The 17,563-nt window shown below is 43.6% G+C and carries 17 protein-coding genes and 1 pseudogene; 3 read left to right on the top strand and 15 right to left on the bottom strand.

Annotation, left to right across the window (positions count from 1 at the left end; genetic code table 11):
• Positions 1 to 13: 13 nt before the first annotated feature.
• Positions 14 to 721, bottom strand: coding sequence for a response regulator transcription factor (locus PPA03S_RS12540; RefSeq protein WP_062323321.1), 708 nt, complete (start codon positions 719 to 721; stop codon positions 14 to 16).
• A 154-nt stretch (positions 722 to 875) separates the two neighbouring features.
• On the opposite strand from PPA03S_RS12540, the gene PPA03S_RS12545 reads away from it, so the two are divergent.
• Positions 876 to 1,133 carry a GlsB/YeaQ/YmgE family stress response membrane protein gene (locus PPA03S_RS12545; RefSeq protein WP_062323324.1) on the top strand — a complete coding sequence of 86 codons (258 nt, stop codon included), beginning with the start codon at positions 876 to 878 and terminating at the stop codon, positions 1,131 to 1,133.
• Positions 1,134 to 1,331: 198 nt separating this feature from the next.
• On the opposite strand, the gene PPA03S_RS34225 is transcribed toward PPA03S_RS12545, so the two are convergent.
• Positions 1,332 to 1,490: an alpha/beta hydrolase gene (locus PPA03S_RS34225; RefSeq protein WP_082704129.1), complete on the bottom strand. Its 159-nt coding sequence runs from the start codon at positions 1,488 to 1,490 to the stop codon at positions 1,332 to 1,334.
• Positions 1,491 to 1,560: 70 nt separating this feature from the next.
• Positions 1,561 to 2,109: a TetR/AcrR family transcriptional regulator gene (locus tag PPA03S_RS12550; RefSeq protein ID WP_062323326.1), complete on the bottom strand. Its 549-nt coding sequence runs from the start codon at positions 2,107 to 2,109 to the stop codon at positions 1,561 to 1,563.
• A 174-nt stretch (positions 2,110 to 2,283) separates the two neighbouring features.
• Here PPA03S_RS12550 and PPA03S_RS12555 point away from each other — a divergent pair, with 174 nt between their 5' ends.
• On the top strand, positions 2,284 to 3,033 hold the full coding sequence (locus PPA03S_RS12555) for an SDR family oxidoreductase (protein WP_062323328.1): 750 nt from the start codon (positions 2,284 to 2,286) through the stop codon (positions 3,031 to 3,033).
• A gap of 454 nt (positions 3,034 to 3,487) precedes the next feature.
• Here the strand turns inward: PPA03S_RS12555 and PPA03S_RS12560 are convergent, their stop codons facing one another.
• From PPA03S_RS12560 to PPA03S_RS12600, 9 genes and pseudogenes are all read right to left on the bottom strand, one after another.
• A complete protein-coding gene (locus PPA03S_RS12560; protein WP_062323330.1) occupies positions 3,488 to 4,051 on the bottom strand; it encodes a GNAT family N-acetyltransferase in 564 nt (187 codons plus the stop codon).
• 278 nt (positions 4,052 to 4,329) lie between these two features.
• On the bottom strand, positions 4,330 to 6,303 hold the full coding sequence (locus tag PPA03S_RS12565) for an elongation factor G (RefSeq protein WP_062323332.1): 1,974 nt from the start codon (positions 6,301 to 6,303) through the stop codon (positions 4,330 to 4,332).
• A 592-nt stretch (positions 6,304 to 6,895) separates the two neighbouring features.
• Positions 6,896 to 7,259, bottom strand: a pseudogene (locus tag PPA03S_RS33915) (IS66 family transposase); the annotation flags it as partial.
• Positions 7,260 to 7,314: 55 nt separating this feature from the next.
• A complete protein-coding gene (locus tag PPA03S_RS12575; RefSeq protein WP_062323336.1) occupies positions 7,315 to 8,568 on the bottom strand; it encodes a macrolide family glycosyltransferase in 1,254 nt (417 codons plus the stop codon).
• A 70-nt stretch (positions 8,569 to 8,638) separates the two neighbouring features.
• Positions 8,639 to 10,003: an MFS transporter gene (locus PPA03S_RS12580; RefSeq protein WP_062323338.1), complete on the bottom strand. Its 1,365-nt coding sequence runs from the start codon at positions 10,001 to 10,003 to the stop codon at positions 8,639 to 8,641.
• Between the two features lie 196 nt (positions 10,004 to 10,199).
• Positions 10,200 to 10,487 carry a HesB/YadR/YfhF family protein gene (locus PPA03S_RS12585; RefSeq protein ID WP_062323340.1) on the bottom strand — a complete coding sequence of 96 codons (288 nt, stop codon included), beginning with the start codon at positions 10,485 to 10,487 and terminating at the stop codon, positions 10,200 to 10,202.
• A 21-nt stretch (positions 10,488 to 10,508) separates the two neighbouring features.
• Complete coding sequence (locus PPA03S_RS12590) at positions 10,509 to 10,868, bottom strand: HesB/IscA family protein (RefSeq protein WP_082704130.1); 360 nt, start codon at positions 10,866 to 10,868, stop codon at positions 10,509 to 10,511.
• Positions 10,858 to 11,193 carry a winged helix-turn-helix transcriptional regulator gene (locus tag PPA03S_RS12595; RefSeq protein WP_062323342.1) on the bottom strand — a complete coding sequence of 112 codons (336 nt, stop codon included), beginning with the start codon at positions 11,191 to 11,193 and terminating at the stop codon, positions 10,858 to 10,860. The genes PPA03S_RS12590 and PPA03S_RS12595 overlap by 11 nt, the downstream gene beginning before the upstream one ends.
• Before the next feature lie 94 nt (positions 11,194 to 11,287).
• A complete protein-coding gene (locus PPA03S_RS12600) occupies positions 11,288 to 12,649 on the bottom strand; it encodes an MFS transporter (RefSeq protein ID WP_062323344.1) in 1,362 nt (453 codons plus the stop codon).
• A 166-nt stretch (positions 12,650 to 12,815) separates the two neighbouring features.
• On the opposite strand from PPA03S_RS12600, the gene PPA03S_RS12605 reads away from it, so the two are divergent.
• Positions 12,816 to 13,475, top strand: coding sequence for a helix-turn-helix transcriptional regulator (locus tag PPA03S_RS12605; protein ID WP_062323345.1), 660 nt, complete (start codon positions 12,816 to 12,818; stop codon positions 13,473 to 13,475).
• A 216-nt stretch (positions 13,476 to 13,691) separates the two neighbouring features.
• Here the strand turns inward: PPA03S_RS12605 and PPA03S_RS12610 are convergent, their stop codons facing one another.
• From PPA03S_RS12610 to PPA03S_RS12620, 3 genes are all read right to left on the bottom strand, one after another.
• Entirely contained in the window at positions 13,692 to 15,623 is a 1,932-nt protein-coding gene (locus PPA03S_RS12610) for a fructose-bisphosphatase class III (RefSeq protein ID WP_062323347.1), read from the bottom strand.
• Between the two features lie 360 nt (positions 15,624 to 15,983).
• On the bottom strand, positions 15,984 to 16,922 hold the full coding sequence (locus PPA03S_RS12615; RefSeq protein ID WP_082704132.1) for a VanZ family protein: 939 nt from the start codon (positions 16,920 to 16,922) through the stop codon (positions 15,984 to 15,986).
• Positions 16,923 to 17,131: 209 nt separating this feature from the next.
• Positions 17,132 to 17,563, bottom strand: a complete 432-nt coding sequence (locus PPA03S_RS12620; protein WP_062323349.1) for a universal stress protein — start codon at positions 17,561 to 17,563, stop codon at positions 17,132 to 17,134.

Below are 17,563 nucleotides of genomic sequence, written 5' to 3' on the forward strand. Positions count from 1 at the left end.
CGGGTTGCATACTTCAGGCCTCGCCACCTCCAAGTTGATAGCCAAATCCATAGATTGTCCTGACATACTTCGGTTCGTCCGCGTTATCCTCCAGCTTCTTCCGTAATCGCATGATGGTCATATCCACACTGCGACTGTCCCCCATAAAGTCATATCCCCATCCGATCTGCAGCAGCTCATCCCGGGTAAAGATTTTGTCTGGCCTTTTGAGTAACGTTTCCAGAATTTTAAACTCTTTGGCCGTTAAAGACACGGGTACACCGTTTTTCAGCACCCTTCGGCTTTCCAGATCAAATGTCAGCTCTTCATGAATGATGCGGGTAGATTTCACTTCTGTACCTTCACTTGATTCCTCCTTGCTCTCGTTTCTTCTCAGAATCACCTTGATCCGAGCGAGCAATTCACGATTGTCAAAGGGTTTGGTCATGTAATCTTCCGCCCCTAGCTCTAGTCCGAGCACCTTGTCGATTACCTCATTTTTGGCAGAGAGCATGATCACAGGAACGGCACGCTTCCCGGTGATTTCCTTGCACAGGTCATATCCGGAGCAGTCAGGCAGCATCAAGTCAAGCACCACCAGGTCCGGCCCAAAAGCATCCAGCAGCTGCAGGGCTATTTTACCGTTTTCAGCCGTTTGAACGAAGTAGTTTTCTCTTCTCAGTACGAGCTCAATTAAATCTCTGATTGCGACTTCATCGTCAATGACAAGTATTTTCTTCAATGTGCACCCCTTCTAGCCTTGTTCCCCAGCTTGAATCATCATTTACCCTCATCTTAGCACAGACACTTTAGATTCCTCCACCAACTGGAAGATGAGGTATATTCCACTGAGCCCATCATAACTTGTAACAAACCCGAAGAAAGGAGAACAATCCATGGATCTACTCTGGGTACTCATTGTTGGTGGACTTATTGGCTGGTTAAGCGGCAACTTGATTGGGCGGGACGTACCGGGCGGTGTACTTGGGAACATTATTGCGGGTTTTATCGGTTCCTGGTTAGGAACGGAATTGCTGGGACCAAGGGGGCCGGTGGTTGGCGGATTTCATATTATTCCAGCCATCGTTGGCTCGATTATTGCCTTGCTCATCTTCTTCGCTCTGGCACGTGGCGGAGCCTTCCGAAGACGTTAACAAAAAGAGGAGGAAACCGATACCGTCGTTCATTAGATATTTTATAAAGATGCTGCCAGGGCATAAAGGTACAGGATAAACATAAAAGGACCAAAAGCATTCATCGATGGAAGATGAACACTTACGGTCCTTTTTTTATTTTTGTACTCATTTCATCCATTTTTTCAGTGCCTGAGCAACCTGCTGAAGCTGTTCCTGTTATGTAACCTTAGGCGCGCTGTCTCCCTTTTGCATCCCGTAGGAGCCAAATAGACCATGGTTGCCACTCTTTATACTCACGAATGTCGTGTTTTCCGGATCTGGGTGTGCTGCGGCATATCTTGAGGCAAACACACCCCCTTGACTATTAATTATCACCCTATCTTCTCAAACATAAGAAAACACAAAAGAAGCCGCCAAATTAGCGACTTCCAATGAAACGATGTTCTTATCCTTCGACAACTGGGTTCAGCAAATTCCAAAATTGTTCAACCATGACGGATGGCGGATACGGCATCGAACGGATAATCCACCATTCCAATACACCCACTGATGCTGAAATTAAAAATTTTACTGTAATGTCCCTGTTTCTGTCCTGATCGAGATGGATTGAATTCAGATGTTCAATCAGACTTTTTCTGAACATGGTCTCCATTTGGTTTCGAAATACCATGCTTCCCTTGCTCTTCAGCATAATCGAGTAGAAAGAAGCATGCTGCTCCAAATATTCAAAAGTGTGAAGTAGTGCGGTTTTGGAAGGAAGATGAACTAGGTCATCTCCAGACATACAATGTCGAAGCAACTGGTTAACCTCAGCAGAAATGCATTGCTCGCGCAGATCGTACTTGTCATCGAAATGCAGATACACCGTTCCTCGATTGACATTCGCTTCTGCCGCAATTTGATTAATCGTTATGCTCTCGAATTCCTTTTCTGACATTAGCCTCATAAAAGCATCACTAATCGCTTGCCTTGATTTTGGAATACGCTTGGCCATAATCCTGCTCCCCTTTATCCCATCCTACAAATGGTCACTTTGAAGTCCTGTGTTGAAGAATCAACAACTGAGCTTGTTTTAACCATTGAACCCCATTTATCGCTCTGATACATTCACTATATAAAACTCATGTTGATAGATCAACATGTGATAATTCAAGAGGAGGTTTACAACATGAAACTTACAGGAAACACGATTTTTATTACAGGCGGCGGCTCGGGAATTGGACGTGCGTTAGCAGAAGCTCTCCACCATCTTGGAAACAAAGTTATTATCTCTGGTCGACGTAAAGAGCGATTGGATGAGACAATCACAGCGAATCCCGGTATGTCCGCAGTGGAATTGAATGTACAAGACCCTGCCAGCATAGAGGTGGTTGCCAAGCAGCTAATCGAAGAATTCCCGGATCTGAATGTCTTGATTAACAACGCAGGCATCATACAGCCCGATGACGCGGCGGGCGTGATCGATGAGGATGTTTTGATTTCGACGGTCGAGACAAACTTGTTAGGCCCAATTCGGTTGACTTCTGCATTAATCGACCATTTGAAGTCCAAAGAAGAAGCCGTTGTCATCAACACGACTTCGATACTTGGATTTGTACCGCTAGCGGCTACTGCTGTATACTCCGCGACGAAGGCAGCACTTCATACCTATACGCTGGCCCAAAGATACATGCTTAAAGACACTTCGGTAAAAGTGATAGAAATTGTGCCACCGTGGGTTCAAAGCAACAACGATGAACCACGTGCGATGCCACTCTCGTCATTCATTGATGCGACGATAAAGGTACTTGGTACGGATACAGAGGAAGTTCTGGTCGAAGAAGCGAAAATGTTTCGAAATAACCCTGGCCCGAACGAAGGTGTTTTTGTGACCCAACTTAACGATACGATGAAGTCTGAACCTCCAAAGATTCATTAAATGTGTTTGAACCCTTCCTTTACTCTGATTGGTGAGCGCCTCAATCGTTATTCCATAACGTTGAGACTGTGGATTTTTCAACTTCCAGGAGCTTTGGCGGGTCATTCCGTTGCAGCACCCAACCTTTGTTACGTAAAGTTTAAATTCTGACAGCATCTCTATATAGAATGCAGTTAAGTCATATGAGCATCAAAGCATGTTTTTTGATCTTAATGCAGCCTTTAGCGTTTAGTCACTCAAAAGAGCTACACTGCCCATACTTAGATATACATCTAATCAGAAATCGGACTATGTTCTTGTCTATTACGGTAATCGGTACAAGTTCTTGTCCTTGGCTCGGGACACGAACTTGTACCGATAACATAAAAAAGCCGCTAAAATAGCGACTTCAATAGGAATATGTTCTTGTCTCTCGACACGCTACCTCTCGTGTCATTTGCGTTAGCCTAATGAACTAACTCTTCCGGTAAGCAACCTTGTGAAAAGCATTGATATAACGAAACAGTGCTTCACCATCATCAGGCACATGCGTGCTTTTATCCAGTGGCAGCATCATTGCCTGATACGGCTCTGGCACCATTCTATATTGATAGACATAGGAGGTCAGGACGAACCCGTTGCGTTGCCAGAACTGAATGCGTTCCTGATGAGCCTCCGTTGCCCCGGACTCCGCTTCGATAATCACACCTTTGATCCCGTGTTCCCTTAACGCCCAGACTCTGAGCTGCTCCAGCATCCAGGTCCCTATGCCCAACCCGCGCTGCTTCTGTTCAACCGCGAGGTAATCGATGATCAGGATGCGGTCCGCAGCCTTTCCCTCCAGTCCAGTAACAGCCATCGCAACCACTTCTCCATGATGCACGCCCGTGTGTAAATAACCAATCCCCCGGTCCAGCATACTGCGCAGAATCGCTTTTGTCTTAGCGCCGCTTTGAAAAGCCTCATGATAGATCCGCTCCATCCGCGCCCACAATGCTTCATCCCACTCCTCTATAGTAGTAAACTCTAATTCCAGCATCTCATTCGCCTCCAGATCCACGTTCCATAAAGGTATAAGCTTTAAGGATATGTAAGATAAAAAACTGAATTGACCCTCCGTTATTCCAATGTATTCTATTCTTTCACATGGTGACTCATCCAACTGATGCAGCTTTAAATCCAGTTCGTGTGCCTTAGCCCTAAAGCTTTATTCAGATTTATCGTGATCACTCTTTTTCTGTCTAGTTCTTCTATAAATGAGTCAAAGAAAAAGCAGTGTACAACGCATGTACGCTGCTTTTTACTCGCTTTATCAGCTTACACCGAATTCAAGACATGTAAGAGATATTCCTTCCGATTTAATGGATTATGATCGTATCTTGTACATGATGGCACTTCACCATCGAAAGGCTGATAGCCATAAAATTCGGATAGAAATACACCTTCACCTTGGGTCCAACCTGGAAGCTGGTTCTTGAATGACTGAATATTCTTAATCGGGATCATGCCATATATCATAAATACCTGGTCATTCTGGATAGGATCCTGATAGGTTGAGGAGGCTTGAGTTAGTTTAAATAAAATCCTACTTAGATATTTAGCCGGAACCTCTAATTCGAACCGATGAATAGGTTCATAAATTTGAGTAGTTGCTTCAGCTAGTGCTCTCATTAACACAAGAGGCGTTAATTTTCGAAAATCACCAGCCGTACTAACTGCACTTGCATAGGCGGTATCAGTAAGTGTCACGATTAGATCGCGAACTTCCCAACCATATAGTCCTTGCTTAAGCGTCTCATAGACGGTTTCTTCAATTGCCTTATGAAACGATAAAGGTAGGGAGCCGAGCTCTACTTCTAGATGATATTCAATACCGGTTGAACGAGGATTCGGATCAATCCGAAAGCCTACAGTACTATAAAATGGGTTTCCCTTGTCTCCCATTCTCTCAACTGCCTCCCCTGTAAAGATAGGCTTTTCAATATAAATAGGCTGTGTCGCAAGAAATTCGATATCGATTTGAGCGTCTTTTTTCAATTGATCCCGAATCACTTCTTTTTGAATTTCACCATAAAGATGAATAGATAGCTCTCTTTGAAGAGAATTCTGTTTGATATGAATAAATGGATCCTGTTCGGCTAATTTTTTCAATGCTCTGAATAAATGAATGGTCTCGTTTTCGTCAGAGGCTTTGATCGTTGTTACTAAACTAGGCGGCGAGAACAGAGTTTCAGTCATTTCATTGGAAGGAACACCGATGTCATCGCCAACCTGGCACTCTGTTAACCCCATAATCTTTACGATATCTCCACTTGCAGCAATTGTTCCATCTGTTGTTTTTCCAGAAAAGAAGTGTTTCAACCCCGTGACCTTGTTGGTAAATTTGATAATTTCTCCTGTTTGATTCATCCGATAATAGGAAAGACTCTCACGTATCTTGATTTCACCAGAGAAAACTCGTACGTAAGCGATCTTTTCGTCGTTCTTTCCACGTTCAATTTTAAAAACTTTCCCTCTTGTAAAAGAAGTATTTTCATAATGAACGGAAGAATGGCAATTCTGTATGGCTGTAATCAAATGGGAAATGCCCTCACCAGTCATTGCTGAACCAAATAGGACCGGATACAGCTGTGCTTGCTTGAACTGTTCTAGAAACTCCGATTCAAAGTCAACGGGGGCTAAGTCTTTAGCGCTGTAAAGATATCGTTCGAGAAAGCGTTCATTATTATCAGCTAAACGATTTGCTAGGCCCTCCATAAATTTCTGATTATTTTCCGTGAACAATTCCATATGGGCGGCTGATGTGCCGATATTATAAACAAAGCCCATTGCTAAAGCATGGGGTGTCAATTTATCATGGATCTCAGTTAGTAACGATTCGTACCTAGCACCCACCCGATCAATTTTATTGATAAAGAAGATTGTAGGGATTTTCAATTTAGCAAGTGTCTTCATCAAAACTCGTGTCTGAGTTTGAACACCTTCGACAGATGAAATGACAAGGATGACTCCATCTAATACTCGTAAAGCCCTCTCAACTTCAGAGATGAATTCGGGGTGACCTGGTGTATCAATCAAATTCACTTTCACATGATTAACCGTAAAGGAAACGACAGCAGATTGAATGGTAATTCCTCGTTGTCTTTCCATTTCCATAGAATCTGTTTGCGTATTTCCTTTATCAACACTGCCGATTTCAGATATGATACCAGTTTCAAAAAGTAATCTTTCAGTTAAACTCGTCTTTCCTGCGTCTACATGCGCAAGAATCCCTATATTTATATTTTTCAATCGTTATCATCCTTTTTATTTTCATAGTATTCTCCTTTTGTATAGTCATAGTATTTTTTCGCATACTATTCACGCTCCTTATATGTAATACTCTTATTATACTTTTTATGAATTTTATTACAAACCTCCAACATCGGCGCAGCCGTGAATCCGACCCACTGGTTGGGCTAATGGGAATATGTTCTTATCCCTCGACATCAATCCTCATTTCATAGATGTTGGGATTGAATTCGTTCCATAACGCCTTCTTGCGGCGGTTAGAGTCCTTCCTCTTGCGATTCAGCATCATCCTAAACATTCTGGGAGTCACGGGTCTTATTGCTGGCGGGTTGAATTGGGCTAGAAAAATGCCCAGAATGAACTTAATCAGTCTGGGCATTTGTTTGAAACTTTTTTGAAAAAATTCGTGCTTTATATGCCGTATTTTGTTTTCAATCGGTCGTTACTTCTTTTAATGTAAAGTTTGACAAAAATTTTACCTCTGGCGTTACATTAATTTTATCTGGATGTTCATAATCTTCTGTCTTTACATCGTCTCGCACCGATCAAGGAGCCACAGGGGAAATTGTCATCGGGTTACTATGATCGCGAAGCTGTAGACCGCTGCACTTGCGGTTGCACCCCGTGGGCTGCCACTGAATAACCAGTTTTTACGTCCCACTGTAAAGGGACGATGCTCTCAGCTAGATTGTTCGAGATCACACAGTCCCCATCTTGTAAGTAATACACCAACTCTTGCTTATGGTTACGTGCATACTTTAGCGCTTCGCCTAGCTAAGATTTGGGAAGTACCTTGCCTTTGACCGTTTCTACCCATGACCAAAAAGCACCGAGTACAGGCTTTTCTGCACCAGACGTTGTTCCTTTCGCTCTTCAGGAGGATGTGAGGCAAACTTTGCCTCCAGCTCAAAATGCTTGTTGCAATAGGCTAGCTTTTTAATGTACAGGGTTCTTTCGTTTTTGACGTGAGATAACTTTACTCTAAATTAAAGTTCCTTATTGATTGGAAACCTATTTAGTAATCAACTTGGTATTGGAGATATTACCATGGACTGAAGCCATATGACTCATAATCATTTCGGCGGCCCGCTTATAACCGCCGGACTGCCGTAAAGATTCACCGATGAGGCAAGCCTGCTGTTTATAAGATGGATTGCTTAGGACTTCTGATAATGCCTCTCTCAGATCAGTTGCACTGAGGTTATGTTTATTTAAAGTGATACCCGCCCCCAACTCCTGTACCCGATTGGCAACGAGTGGCTGATCCGACGTTAATGGAATCATCACCAACGGAACGTTGTAATAAAGCGCCTCACTCGTACTGTTCATTCCGGCATGTGTAATAAAAACATCCGTATGCTGTAGCATTTCCAACTGAGCGATGTATGGCCTGACGATGAAATTAGAAGGAATTTGATCAGCCAGCGGTTCCATATCCGTGTATTTTCCTGAAGATAGAACAACGTTTAATGGCAGATCTCCCAGTGCTTCAAAGCACAGCTGGTAGAAATCCAAATTTTTATTCAAGATGGTTCCCATGGCAATGTACACCGTATGCGGATGACGTTCATGAAGCAACTCGAACGAGAAGGTTGGAGCATCTTGGCGCGGTATGATCGAAGGACCCGTGAAAATAAAACTAGGATCCAGCTTTTCGGCCTGCGGCTGAAAATAACGACTTGTATACACAAGCTTTAACCGACCTGCATGTGCCGGAATCTCTTCTATGGCTGGAATACTCACTTGAAACTCTTGCGCTAACTCATGCGTTATCTTCATCGTAGCCTCATACAGTTCCTTCGTATCCGTATCCGTTTCCTTCTCATTCATGCCTTCGCCAGCCCCTAGAGGATCTACAAAAGCAAAGGAGGCAATCGAACACACCGCGGGAATTCCCAGTTTTTCTGCAAGAATAGTCCCTCCCCAGCCCATCAGGGAATCAAAGATCAAATAATCGAACTTTTGATTTTCGATCACTCGAAGCACCTCGGGGATCACCCTCCGAATGATACCGCCTACCATCATATAAATGAACTGATAAGCATGTTTGTACTCCTGCGGTTTCAACACTGGATCATGAGAGAAGGCATCTTGCGGAAATGGATAGGTCATCAACTGGGCACCGGTTTGTTCAATTCGGGAACGGTACTCCTCCGTGCACACATAGATGACTTCCTCACCATTGTTCGCCAACTGAGTAACTAATCCTAATGATGGATTCACATGTCCTTCAGCTGGAGTAATGACTACTAATACACGTGCCATCTTACCCACCTCCCAATGCAATTAGTCCCCCCGTTCTTCATGATGTATTTAACGACGCGGTCGTCATCCGTTACATGGAGATGTTATCCTTCACTTGGTTGATTGGATGATGTTGTTGATGAACGAGTTTGGTAATTCGTAGTGATGCTAAGAAACTTAACAAGACCCATAGTAATTGTAGTGTTAACACGATCAAAACACCTGTAGATATGCCCCACTGTAACGTTTCGGACAAGGCAATCAGAGCGCCACCAACTCCAATGCTTACTCCCATATAGAAGGAATCCACAAATTGCAGATTCGCGGACATTTCTCCCTCTTTCCTGGGCAAGGCATGTTGTAAAGCAATGGCTGCCGTTGTAGGGTTGGCCAATCCAACACCAAACCCTGTAATCATTTGTGAGAGAAGGATGAGTATAATCCCGCCGTCCGTCAAAATAAGAGCCAGGATCACAAGTACAGTTCCAACGATCATAATCCCAATGCCCGTCATGACCCTACCCTTTCGGGCACGACCTTGATCTCGTGCATCAAGCTTGGCTTGCAACCACGCTGCGGCGGACCAGCTCAGAGAACCTGCTGCTACAATGAGGCCGGCAAGGTCAGCTGATAACCCCTTCATTTCGGTTAGTGCCAAGATCACAAAACTTTCCGTTGTAAAATAACAAGCAACATATAGACCCCTCGATACCAAAGTAGCAGGCAATCCTTTTTTTACCGAAAAAGTGCCCACAGGCAGCAATTTACGCATTGGTGTGATCATGACGGCTAATCCACCCAAAGTGAGTACTATACCTTTCCAATCGGTTATCATACCAAGTCCTGTGAGTAACAGCCCCGTTCCAACGGCAAGCAGAATCGCATACATAATCTTTGAGTCGGTTGCTCGCGCTGGACCTGACAGATCTTGCTGAAGCTGCAAATTATGGAAAGAACGGAATGTGAGACTCAACGCTATTCCAATCAAGGGTAAAACGATCCAGAAAACATATCGCCACGAGATGTAGGAAGCAATAAGGCCTGCTGCATAAGGTCCGATTAAGGTTGGTAGGACAAATGCCATAGAGAATGCGGCCAGGATTTGAGTACGAAGTGTATCTGGATAATGTAACGTCACACAGGTATAAACACATGTGATCAGGGCCCCCGCTCCAAAACCTTGAAGGGCTCTTCCCGCAATAAGCATGTGCATATCGAAAGAGATAGCGGAGACCACAGTTCCTAACACAAAAACACTAAAAGATATCAGCATGGATGTAAAAACACCGCGCTTGTCAATCTGCTGACCCATAACCAAGGTTCCAATAAGCTGAGATAACAAAAATGCGCTGAAGATCCAACCGTATAAATGAATGCCCTCTAAACTTTGTGCCATTTTCGCAGCAATCGTTGTGATAGCCAGTCCTTCGAAAGCTACGGTTGCCAGAACCAGCATAATCCCAATTGTGGGCGCCCTGTACTGAACATCAAAAATCCCAATCTGATTGTTATTTGTCTTCTACACCTCCATTATTTGATGGAAATTATGGTAAAATAAACCTATCAACTTCCTGAATATACATGAAGCGTTATACTTTGTAAAGTTAAATGTTTAAAAAGTAAGATTATGGTCTAGAATAGGGTTCCCATGTTCAATAGGAGATTTTGCTTGAAAATATGCCGTCTTCATTACAGTCAATTTGGAGAAGTTCACCCTCCAGAATCCAGGCATCTGTTTTTTCAACAAAGAAATGAAATCCTCCAATGGATTGAACCAATGCGGGATCGACCGGTGTAGCACTCGCATTTATGCCAATTGAAAAAGCATCGGAGCCTCCTCCGACATATTTTGCGTAAATCCTTACATATTGGTCCTCTTCCAATTCCCATTCATTCTGAAATGAATCGATTGCTTGTTCAGATACTACAAATGAGATCATTGCTCTGCACTCCTTCCTTCATTAATCACATTTTTTCACTTCGCCACGATAATTGGCCATTCTGAAACTGGCCCCGCATCCACACGAAACTTTGGCATTTGGATTATTCATGGTGAATCCGCCTAACATTCCGCTCTCTTCATAGTCAATCTCAAGACCATCAATATATGGAATACTTTTCGCGTGAATCAATATCTTAAATTGCTTTTTATTTAACACAATGTCTTCTTCTGCCTGCTGTTCATCCACGATAAGGGTATAAGATAAACCACTGCATCCCCCTTCATCAACGCCTACTCTAAGAAAGGCATTTTGGATATCCGCACTTGATAAGATCTCAACGATTTTGTCCGATGCTGTATCACTGACCTCAATGATCATCTTTATTCCTCCCGGTGGTAACATTTTGAAATTTGGTATCCCAGTCCATTAGACAGGGTATGAATGCTGCAAGAGCAGCTCCTTTTGGTGTAAGTTCATAGATGGTTTGTGTAGGGCGTTTCAGACTTGTTCTTTTAACCAAATGATGATGTTGAAGATCCTTTAAACGTTTGGAGAGGATCATTTCCGAAATGGAAGGAATACTCTGGGAAATTTCGCTAAATTTCTTCGGACCGTAAGAAAGAGTGAATAATATATGGATAGTCCATTTAGTCCCGATGATGCGATAAGCTATAAAAAGTTTCTCCGTATCTTCAGTGGACAATGATCGGTACACCCTCTTTCTTATGATCAGCATTCTTTGAAATGTATTTAAATCGTTCCACGTCTTTAATGACGTGGAACGTTTTTTTATCATCCTAGATGGATTGTTGTGAGATCCGAGTGCTCGCAGTGATACTCATGACGATTAACAAGAGATGGAAACCCATGGCTGCAATTAAGCCGGATTGCAGTGACATTCCGCCAGCCTGACAAACTACAAGGATGGAACCACCAATTCCGATAACTACGCCGGGTGTAAAAGAATCCGCAAATTGCAGATTTGCCGAGGTTTGGCCCACGCCTTCTTCCCCCGTTTGGGAAAATGCCACAACACCGCTAATCGGATGCGCCAATCCAATACCGACTCCTGCGATGATCTGACCAATAACTGCAATGGTAATGGTCACAACAGGTACCCAAAATACGATGGCAATCCCTATCGCAAGCAACAATACCCCAAGAATAATTCTCATATGACGTCCACGGCCCTGGTCTGCCGCATCCCACCGTCCTTGCAGATACGCAATGATACACCAACTTAATGCAGCACTAGCCACAATTAATCCGGCCAGAGAAGGTGTAATTCCTTTCACATCGATCAGAGCCAATACCAAGAAATTCTGTGTGCTGGTATAGGCAGCGAAGAACAACCCGCGTGTTGCCAAAATAGCTGGCATTCCTCTGCGCAGCGTAAGTGTACCCTTCGGTAGCAACTTACGTAGCGGAAATAACATCAATACGAAGCCAATTATGACTAAAACAAATCCCATAATGCTCGGAAGCATACTTAGACCAACCAGGAAAATCCCTGTACCTAACGTTAAGAGTAACGCCATCCAAGTGGATGAAGATCCGCTATCCCCTCCCTTCTTCTGCACTTTCAACTTCCTAAATGCTGGTAAACTAAGCAATGCTGAAACCACCAGCACAGGTAAGATCCCCCAGAAAACAAAGCGCCAGGACCACTGATCTGCGATAAGACCGGCTACATATGGACCGAGCATGGACGGAAGAACATAGGCTGTACCAAATGCTCCAAGTATTTTGGCACGTAACTCATCCGGGTAACTTAAGGATATAGCCGTATACACACAAGTCATCATAGCTCCGGCACCCAAACCCTGCAGGGCCCGTGATCCTATCATGGTATACATGTCGCCTGCGGTTGCGGCAGCGATCAGCCCTACGATAAACAACAGAAGTGCAAACGTGAACGGTGCTGCAGGTCCTCTTTTATCAATGATTCGACCGACGACCAGTGTTCCGATAATCTGCGCAAGCAGGTATGTACTGAATATCCACCCGAACAGGCTAAGGCCGTTCAAGTCTCCTGCAATCGAAGGAGCAATGGTGGTTACGGATAGACCTTCGAATCCAACGGCCATCACTGATAAAATAATCCCTATGGTTAGTGCAAAATAACGCGGGCTGAAAATACTTTGATGATTAGACGACATGAAATGTGACCTCCAAGAAAATTGGTATGTATACATCGTATCCGGATACTTAGTAAACATTTTTGTTTATAATGTCTAAGCTACAGTTCGGCTTTGACTTTGTCAACATTTTTGTTTAAAATGTAGTTAATCATGAAGATTCAGTTGCGTCACAAGGAGGTGCACCATGAGCGAAAATCAAACTAAAAAGGATGTCTCGACCAGTACCCGGAGAGCAATCATTAATCTGTTAAAAGAGCGCGGAGGAATGGATGTTGTCACTCTCTCCTCTCAGTTTTCGTTATCCGGAATGGCTATTCGTCAACATCTGAATGCGCTAAAAGGAGAAGGATTGGTTACGAATGTGGAAGAGGCCCGTCCTATGGGGCGACCTACCAAGCTATGGATATTAACTCCCGCGGCTAATCGTTTTTTTCCAAGTGGGTATTCGGATTTATCTGTCAGCCTCATCCATTCGATGAAAGAAGCTTTTGGTAATGAAGGGCTGGACAAGCTGCTGGATGTTCGAAATAAAAATATGCAAGAACAATATCTTCAGCATCTTGGCGATGCATCAGGAGTCAGAGAGAGATTGGAGAAATTGGCAGAGATTCGTACCAATGAAGGTTATATGGCTGAGGTTAAGGAGCAGGATGATGGCAGTCTCCTATTCATTGAGAAACACTGTCCAATCTGCGAAGCGGCGGCTGTATGTACTGGGTTATGCAAGAATGAGTTACATTTATTCAAAACGGTTCTAGGCGATAATGTTCATATTGAACGGGGAGAATACATCTTAGCAGGCGGAAGAAACTGCGTATACGCCGTTAGGCAAAATAAGCCGTGACAAAAAGAGCAACCTCATTGGAGATTGCTCTTTTGTTTACTTTACATCCTTAGATACGAGCCTTCCTTCTTGTCCTCTCTTCCTATCAGCCTATGGACGAATGGGGCAGGCAGAAGCCGCTAAAATAGCGACTTCAATGGGACTATGTTCTAAGGTTGCGTCTACGTCAAATTGCACTCAAACGGTTGATCCGGGTGTGTACTTTTAGCAATTGTTTCATTTCATGTAGCGATATTCCAGGAGATCCTTCAAATTTGTGATTTTCTGCAGCAGCTTCTCCCCGACATTGGTTTCCCTCACCAGCTTCCGCGCCAGTTCTTTGTCCACCAATCTTTTTACAGACAATACGTCCGTTCCGTTACATAACACATCTTCTTTTGAATTAAATTTCTGATGGGCGACGAGCTGCATGCCAAAGGAGTTATACAACAAGGTATATCCGGCGATGCCCGTTGTGGATTGATAAGCTTTGGAAAAACCTCCGTCAATGACGACCATTTTTCCGTTTGCTTTAATGGGGCTCTCTCCACGAATTTCCTTAACTGGCGTGTGGCCGTTAATGATATGCCCATGATCCGGATTCAAACCAAACTCCAGCAGGATTTTCCGACAGATCTCCTCATTTTCACGTAAATGGTAGTAAGGATTCTTTCTCTCCTTGTGTGCTTCTTTATCTTGGATAAAATACCGTTCAAACGTGGTCATTTCTCTCTTTCCAAAGAGCGAGGAACATTCCCCTGTCCAGATGTACCATACCATATCCGTCGCCAGATCTTCTGTCTCTTCCGGATGCGCAAAGGCGTAACGTAAATGATTTTCAAGAACATCAAGAAGCTGACGGCCCGAATACGTCTTGTTCTCAATCTGCATTTCTTCCATATTTCCTTCTTCATCCAAAGGAATACAGCCGTGGATTAACAAATTCCCGTTGTATTTTAAATAAAGGCTGCCCTTTTTCATGAGAAAATTCATATGTCTGGACAGCTTTTCGGAATGCTGAACGGAGAACAGCAGCTTTTCCATCACTTCCTGTTCTTCCTCCAGCAATTGTTCAGGCTGCTGCGGATTTACGGTTGCAAAACAGGTGTTTTCAAGCGGGTACGTTTTTCCGCCGATCTTGATTTCATTTTTGTCGTAATCAATCTGCTCAAGCAAAAGTCTTTCAGACATATTAAAGTATGGGCGTCTCTTGATAATCGGGATTTCAAGTTTAAACTGGATCATGGCAATGGCTTGGTGAATTTTGGTGATCTGCAGAATTTCCTGCTCCGATACGCTATGGCCAGCCTGTAGCTTAGGTCTGAAAGGCGGATTGTCTTCATAGTATTTCTCCGCCAAGTTTAGCAGTGGGCGCAGATTGATTCCGTACACATCTTCAATGATGTCGAGATTGTCGTATCTGGCGCAGATCCGGATAATATTCGCAAGGCAGACCAGAGAACCCGCGTAGGCACCGATCCAGAGGACATCATGGTTCCCCCACTGAATGTCTACTGAATGGTAGTTGATTAGCGTATCCATAATTTTATCGGGGTCTGGCCCCCGATCATAGATATCTCCAACCACATGAAGATGGTCAACCACCAGGCGCTGGGTCGTATAAGCAAGGCCGATAATGAGCTTGTCCGCCTGGCCCAAGGATATAATTTGCCGATATATTTCCTCGTAATAAGGATCCTTATTGTTGGTCAAATCCGTCTTGTATAGAAGCTCTTCTACAATATATACATACTGCTCCGGCAGAGCTTTACGCAATTTCGAGCGCGTATACTTGGAAGAGGCATAAGAAATAAGCTTAAGCATTTGTTCAATCGTTAGTCTATACCACTGGTTCAAAGCCTGTTTATTGCTCAGTTCCCCTATAACCAGCTTTATTTTTTCTTCCGGATAATAAACCAATGCCGTAAAATCATTGATTTCTTGATCCGTCCAAACCTCCCGAAATAATTCTTTGATTTTCTCTTTGACGGTACCCGAACCGTTTCTTAGTACATGCTGAAAAGCCTGGAACTCCCCATGCAAATCACTGACAAAATGCTCGGTTCCCTTCGGGAGATTGGAGATCGCTTCAAGGTTGATGATCTCTGTGATGATTTTTTCTTCCGTATCATATTTCTCGGCCAATAAATCTAGAAACTGCTCATCCAAAACAGATGTCCCCCTTCAAGGAAGTATGGTGATTATTCAGCATTGCCTTCCCCTATCGTACTCCAGTTCCTCATATTTGAACAAATTTCATTGAAAGGATGTATTTTGGAGTTGCTCATTTAAGCCCACCGACTCACGTAATATCCCGCTTTTCGTGTATTATGATACTTAATGAAGTTTTAAGTGCATGTGCTCATACTTAGATATCCATCAATTCGGCAATCGGTCCAAGTTCTTGTCCTTTGCTCGGTACAAGAACTTGGACCGATAACATAAAAAAGCCGCTAAATTAGCGACTTCAATGGGAATATGTTCTTGTCCCTCAACATTCCAGGCGGATCAGAATGGAAGATCAAGCACTCAGCTCCAAAAATATTGCATCCTCCGATACCCGACATCCCATACTTTTTCGCTCCCTTCAATGGTAATCTTCAGTTCACTCCCCGGTTCGAGAGGAATCTTGAATATCAACGGGAATAGTTCAGGATCACTCCGCTGATCTTCTCCAGAGCCGGTCATTATCTCGCTTCCATCGAGGGTAACACGGATACTTCCGGAATAATCTGTTGGTTCAGGGATTCCGTAATAAAAAGAGAAAATCGTCTCCCCCTCAGACGTATACGTATACGTTTTAGAATCTCCGCCTTCAGCGCCGTACATGTTATAGAGAGGCTTTACATTCTGATCGCCTATTTTGATGCTGTCCGGCTTGTCTTCAGGTGATGAACTCCCCGAACTGTCCACCCATTCGTTGATCGCCACAAACGGGCCTTCTACTTTAGTTGCTGCTTTATCGATCACCCCGAATAATCCCCATACGACTAATAAAAGAACCATACCGGAAATAGCCGTTGTCGCCAGATTGCGCCAGAGATTCCGGGAGCGGAAACCAAGTTTGTACGCCCCAAAACCGACGGCTGCTCCTATCGTATTCTGAATGGCATCGTTTATATCGAAACTGCCAAGTAAAGAAAGGGCCTGGATGGTTTCCAGCACAAGAATTGCTATAAAAAACAAGGTCATGAACCGGGCAAAGGTGATCTGGTACAACCATGGAATTAATATACCAAACGGGATAAAGGCGGCAATGTTACCGAGATCCACCAAAGTCATGAGGCTGGGATGCAGGAGATCAGATAGAGCCGGCAGCCTAAAAAAGTTTTCGGGCAAAAAAAGAAAGGTGTAGCCAGCTGTTGTCTCTGCAGCATCTCCTCTACCGAAGGCGAAGAACATAAAATAAAGAATAAACAATGTGTAGAATATGGTTATGGTTAAAATAATCTTACGTGGTTTAGTCATGATTGACTCCTTTGCCGGATGCATGTTATTAACTGGGCTTACTGCCCATCTATTCTACCACATATTAGTATCAGCAGTTGAGCAAATAAAGGGATATCGAAACAGCGGCATTGTAGGACACGAATATCCTGAATGCCGCTGTATGATTCATACTATAAACGCTCCCCCATTAGTAAAACAATGCATCATCTCAACAGTTCCCGAAGAAGTTAATGTACAATGAGGACTGGGCAACTTGATAACTGTGAAACCTTGTGACTGACACTTCCAAGCATCATTTCTTTTACGCCCCTTAGCCCACGGCTTCCGATAATAATAAGTTGCTGCTCGGTATCCCTTGCATATTTCAAAATCTCATGCCCAGGATCTCCCTTAAGATGAACCGTTTCCGGGTTAATCCCCGCAGACTTTAATTTAGATTTGGCTTGGTGCAACTGTTCCAAACTCGCTTTCTCCATTTCGTTCAGTACGTCTTCCAAAAAATTCTCTGGTACAAATGTCATGCCGTTCGACACATAATCCTGGCTGACATTAACCAAGGTAACTTGAGTTTGTTTATTTCGGGCTATTTCAACGGTTGCATCAAGGAGTTTGTTCGTTATTTCAGCTTTATCAATGGCCACCATAATTTTGTCAAACAT

It is taken from the genome of Paenibacillus pabuli NBRC 13638, from assembly GCF_001514495.1.
GTDB lineage: Bacteria > Bacillota > Bacilli > Paenibacillales > Paenibacillaceae > Paenibacillus > Paenibacillus pabuli.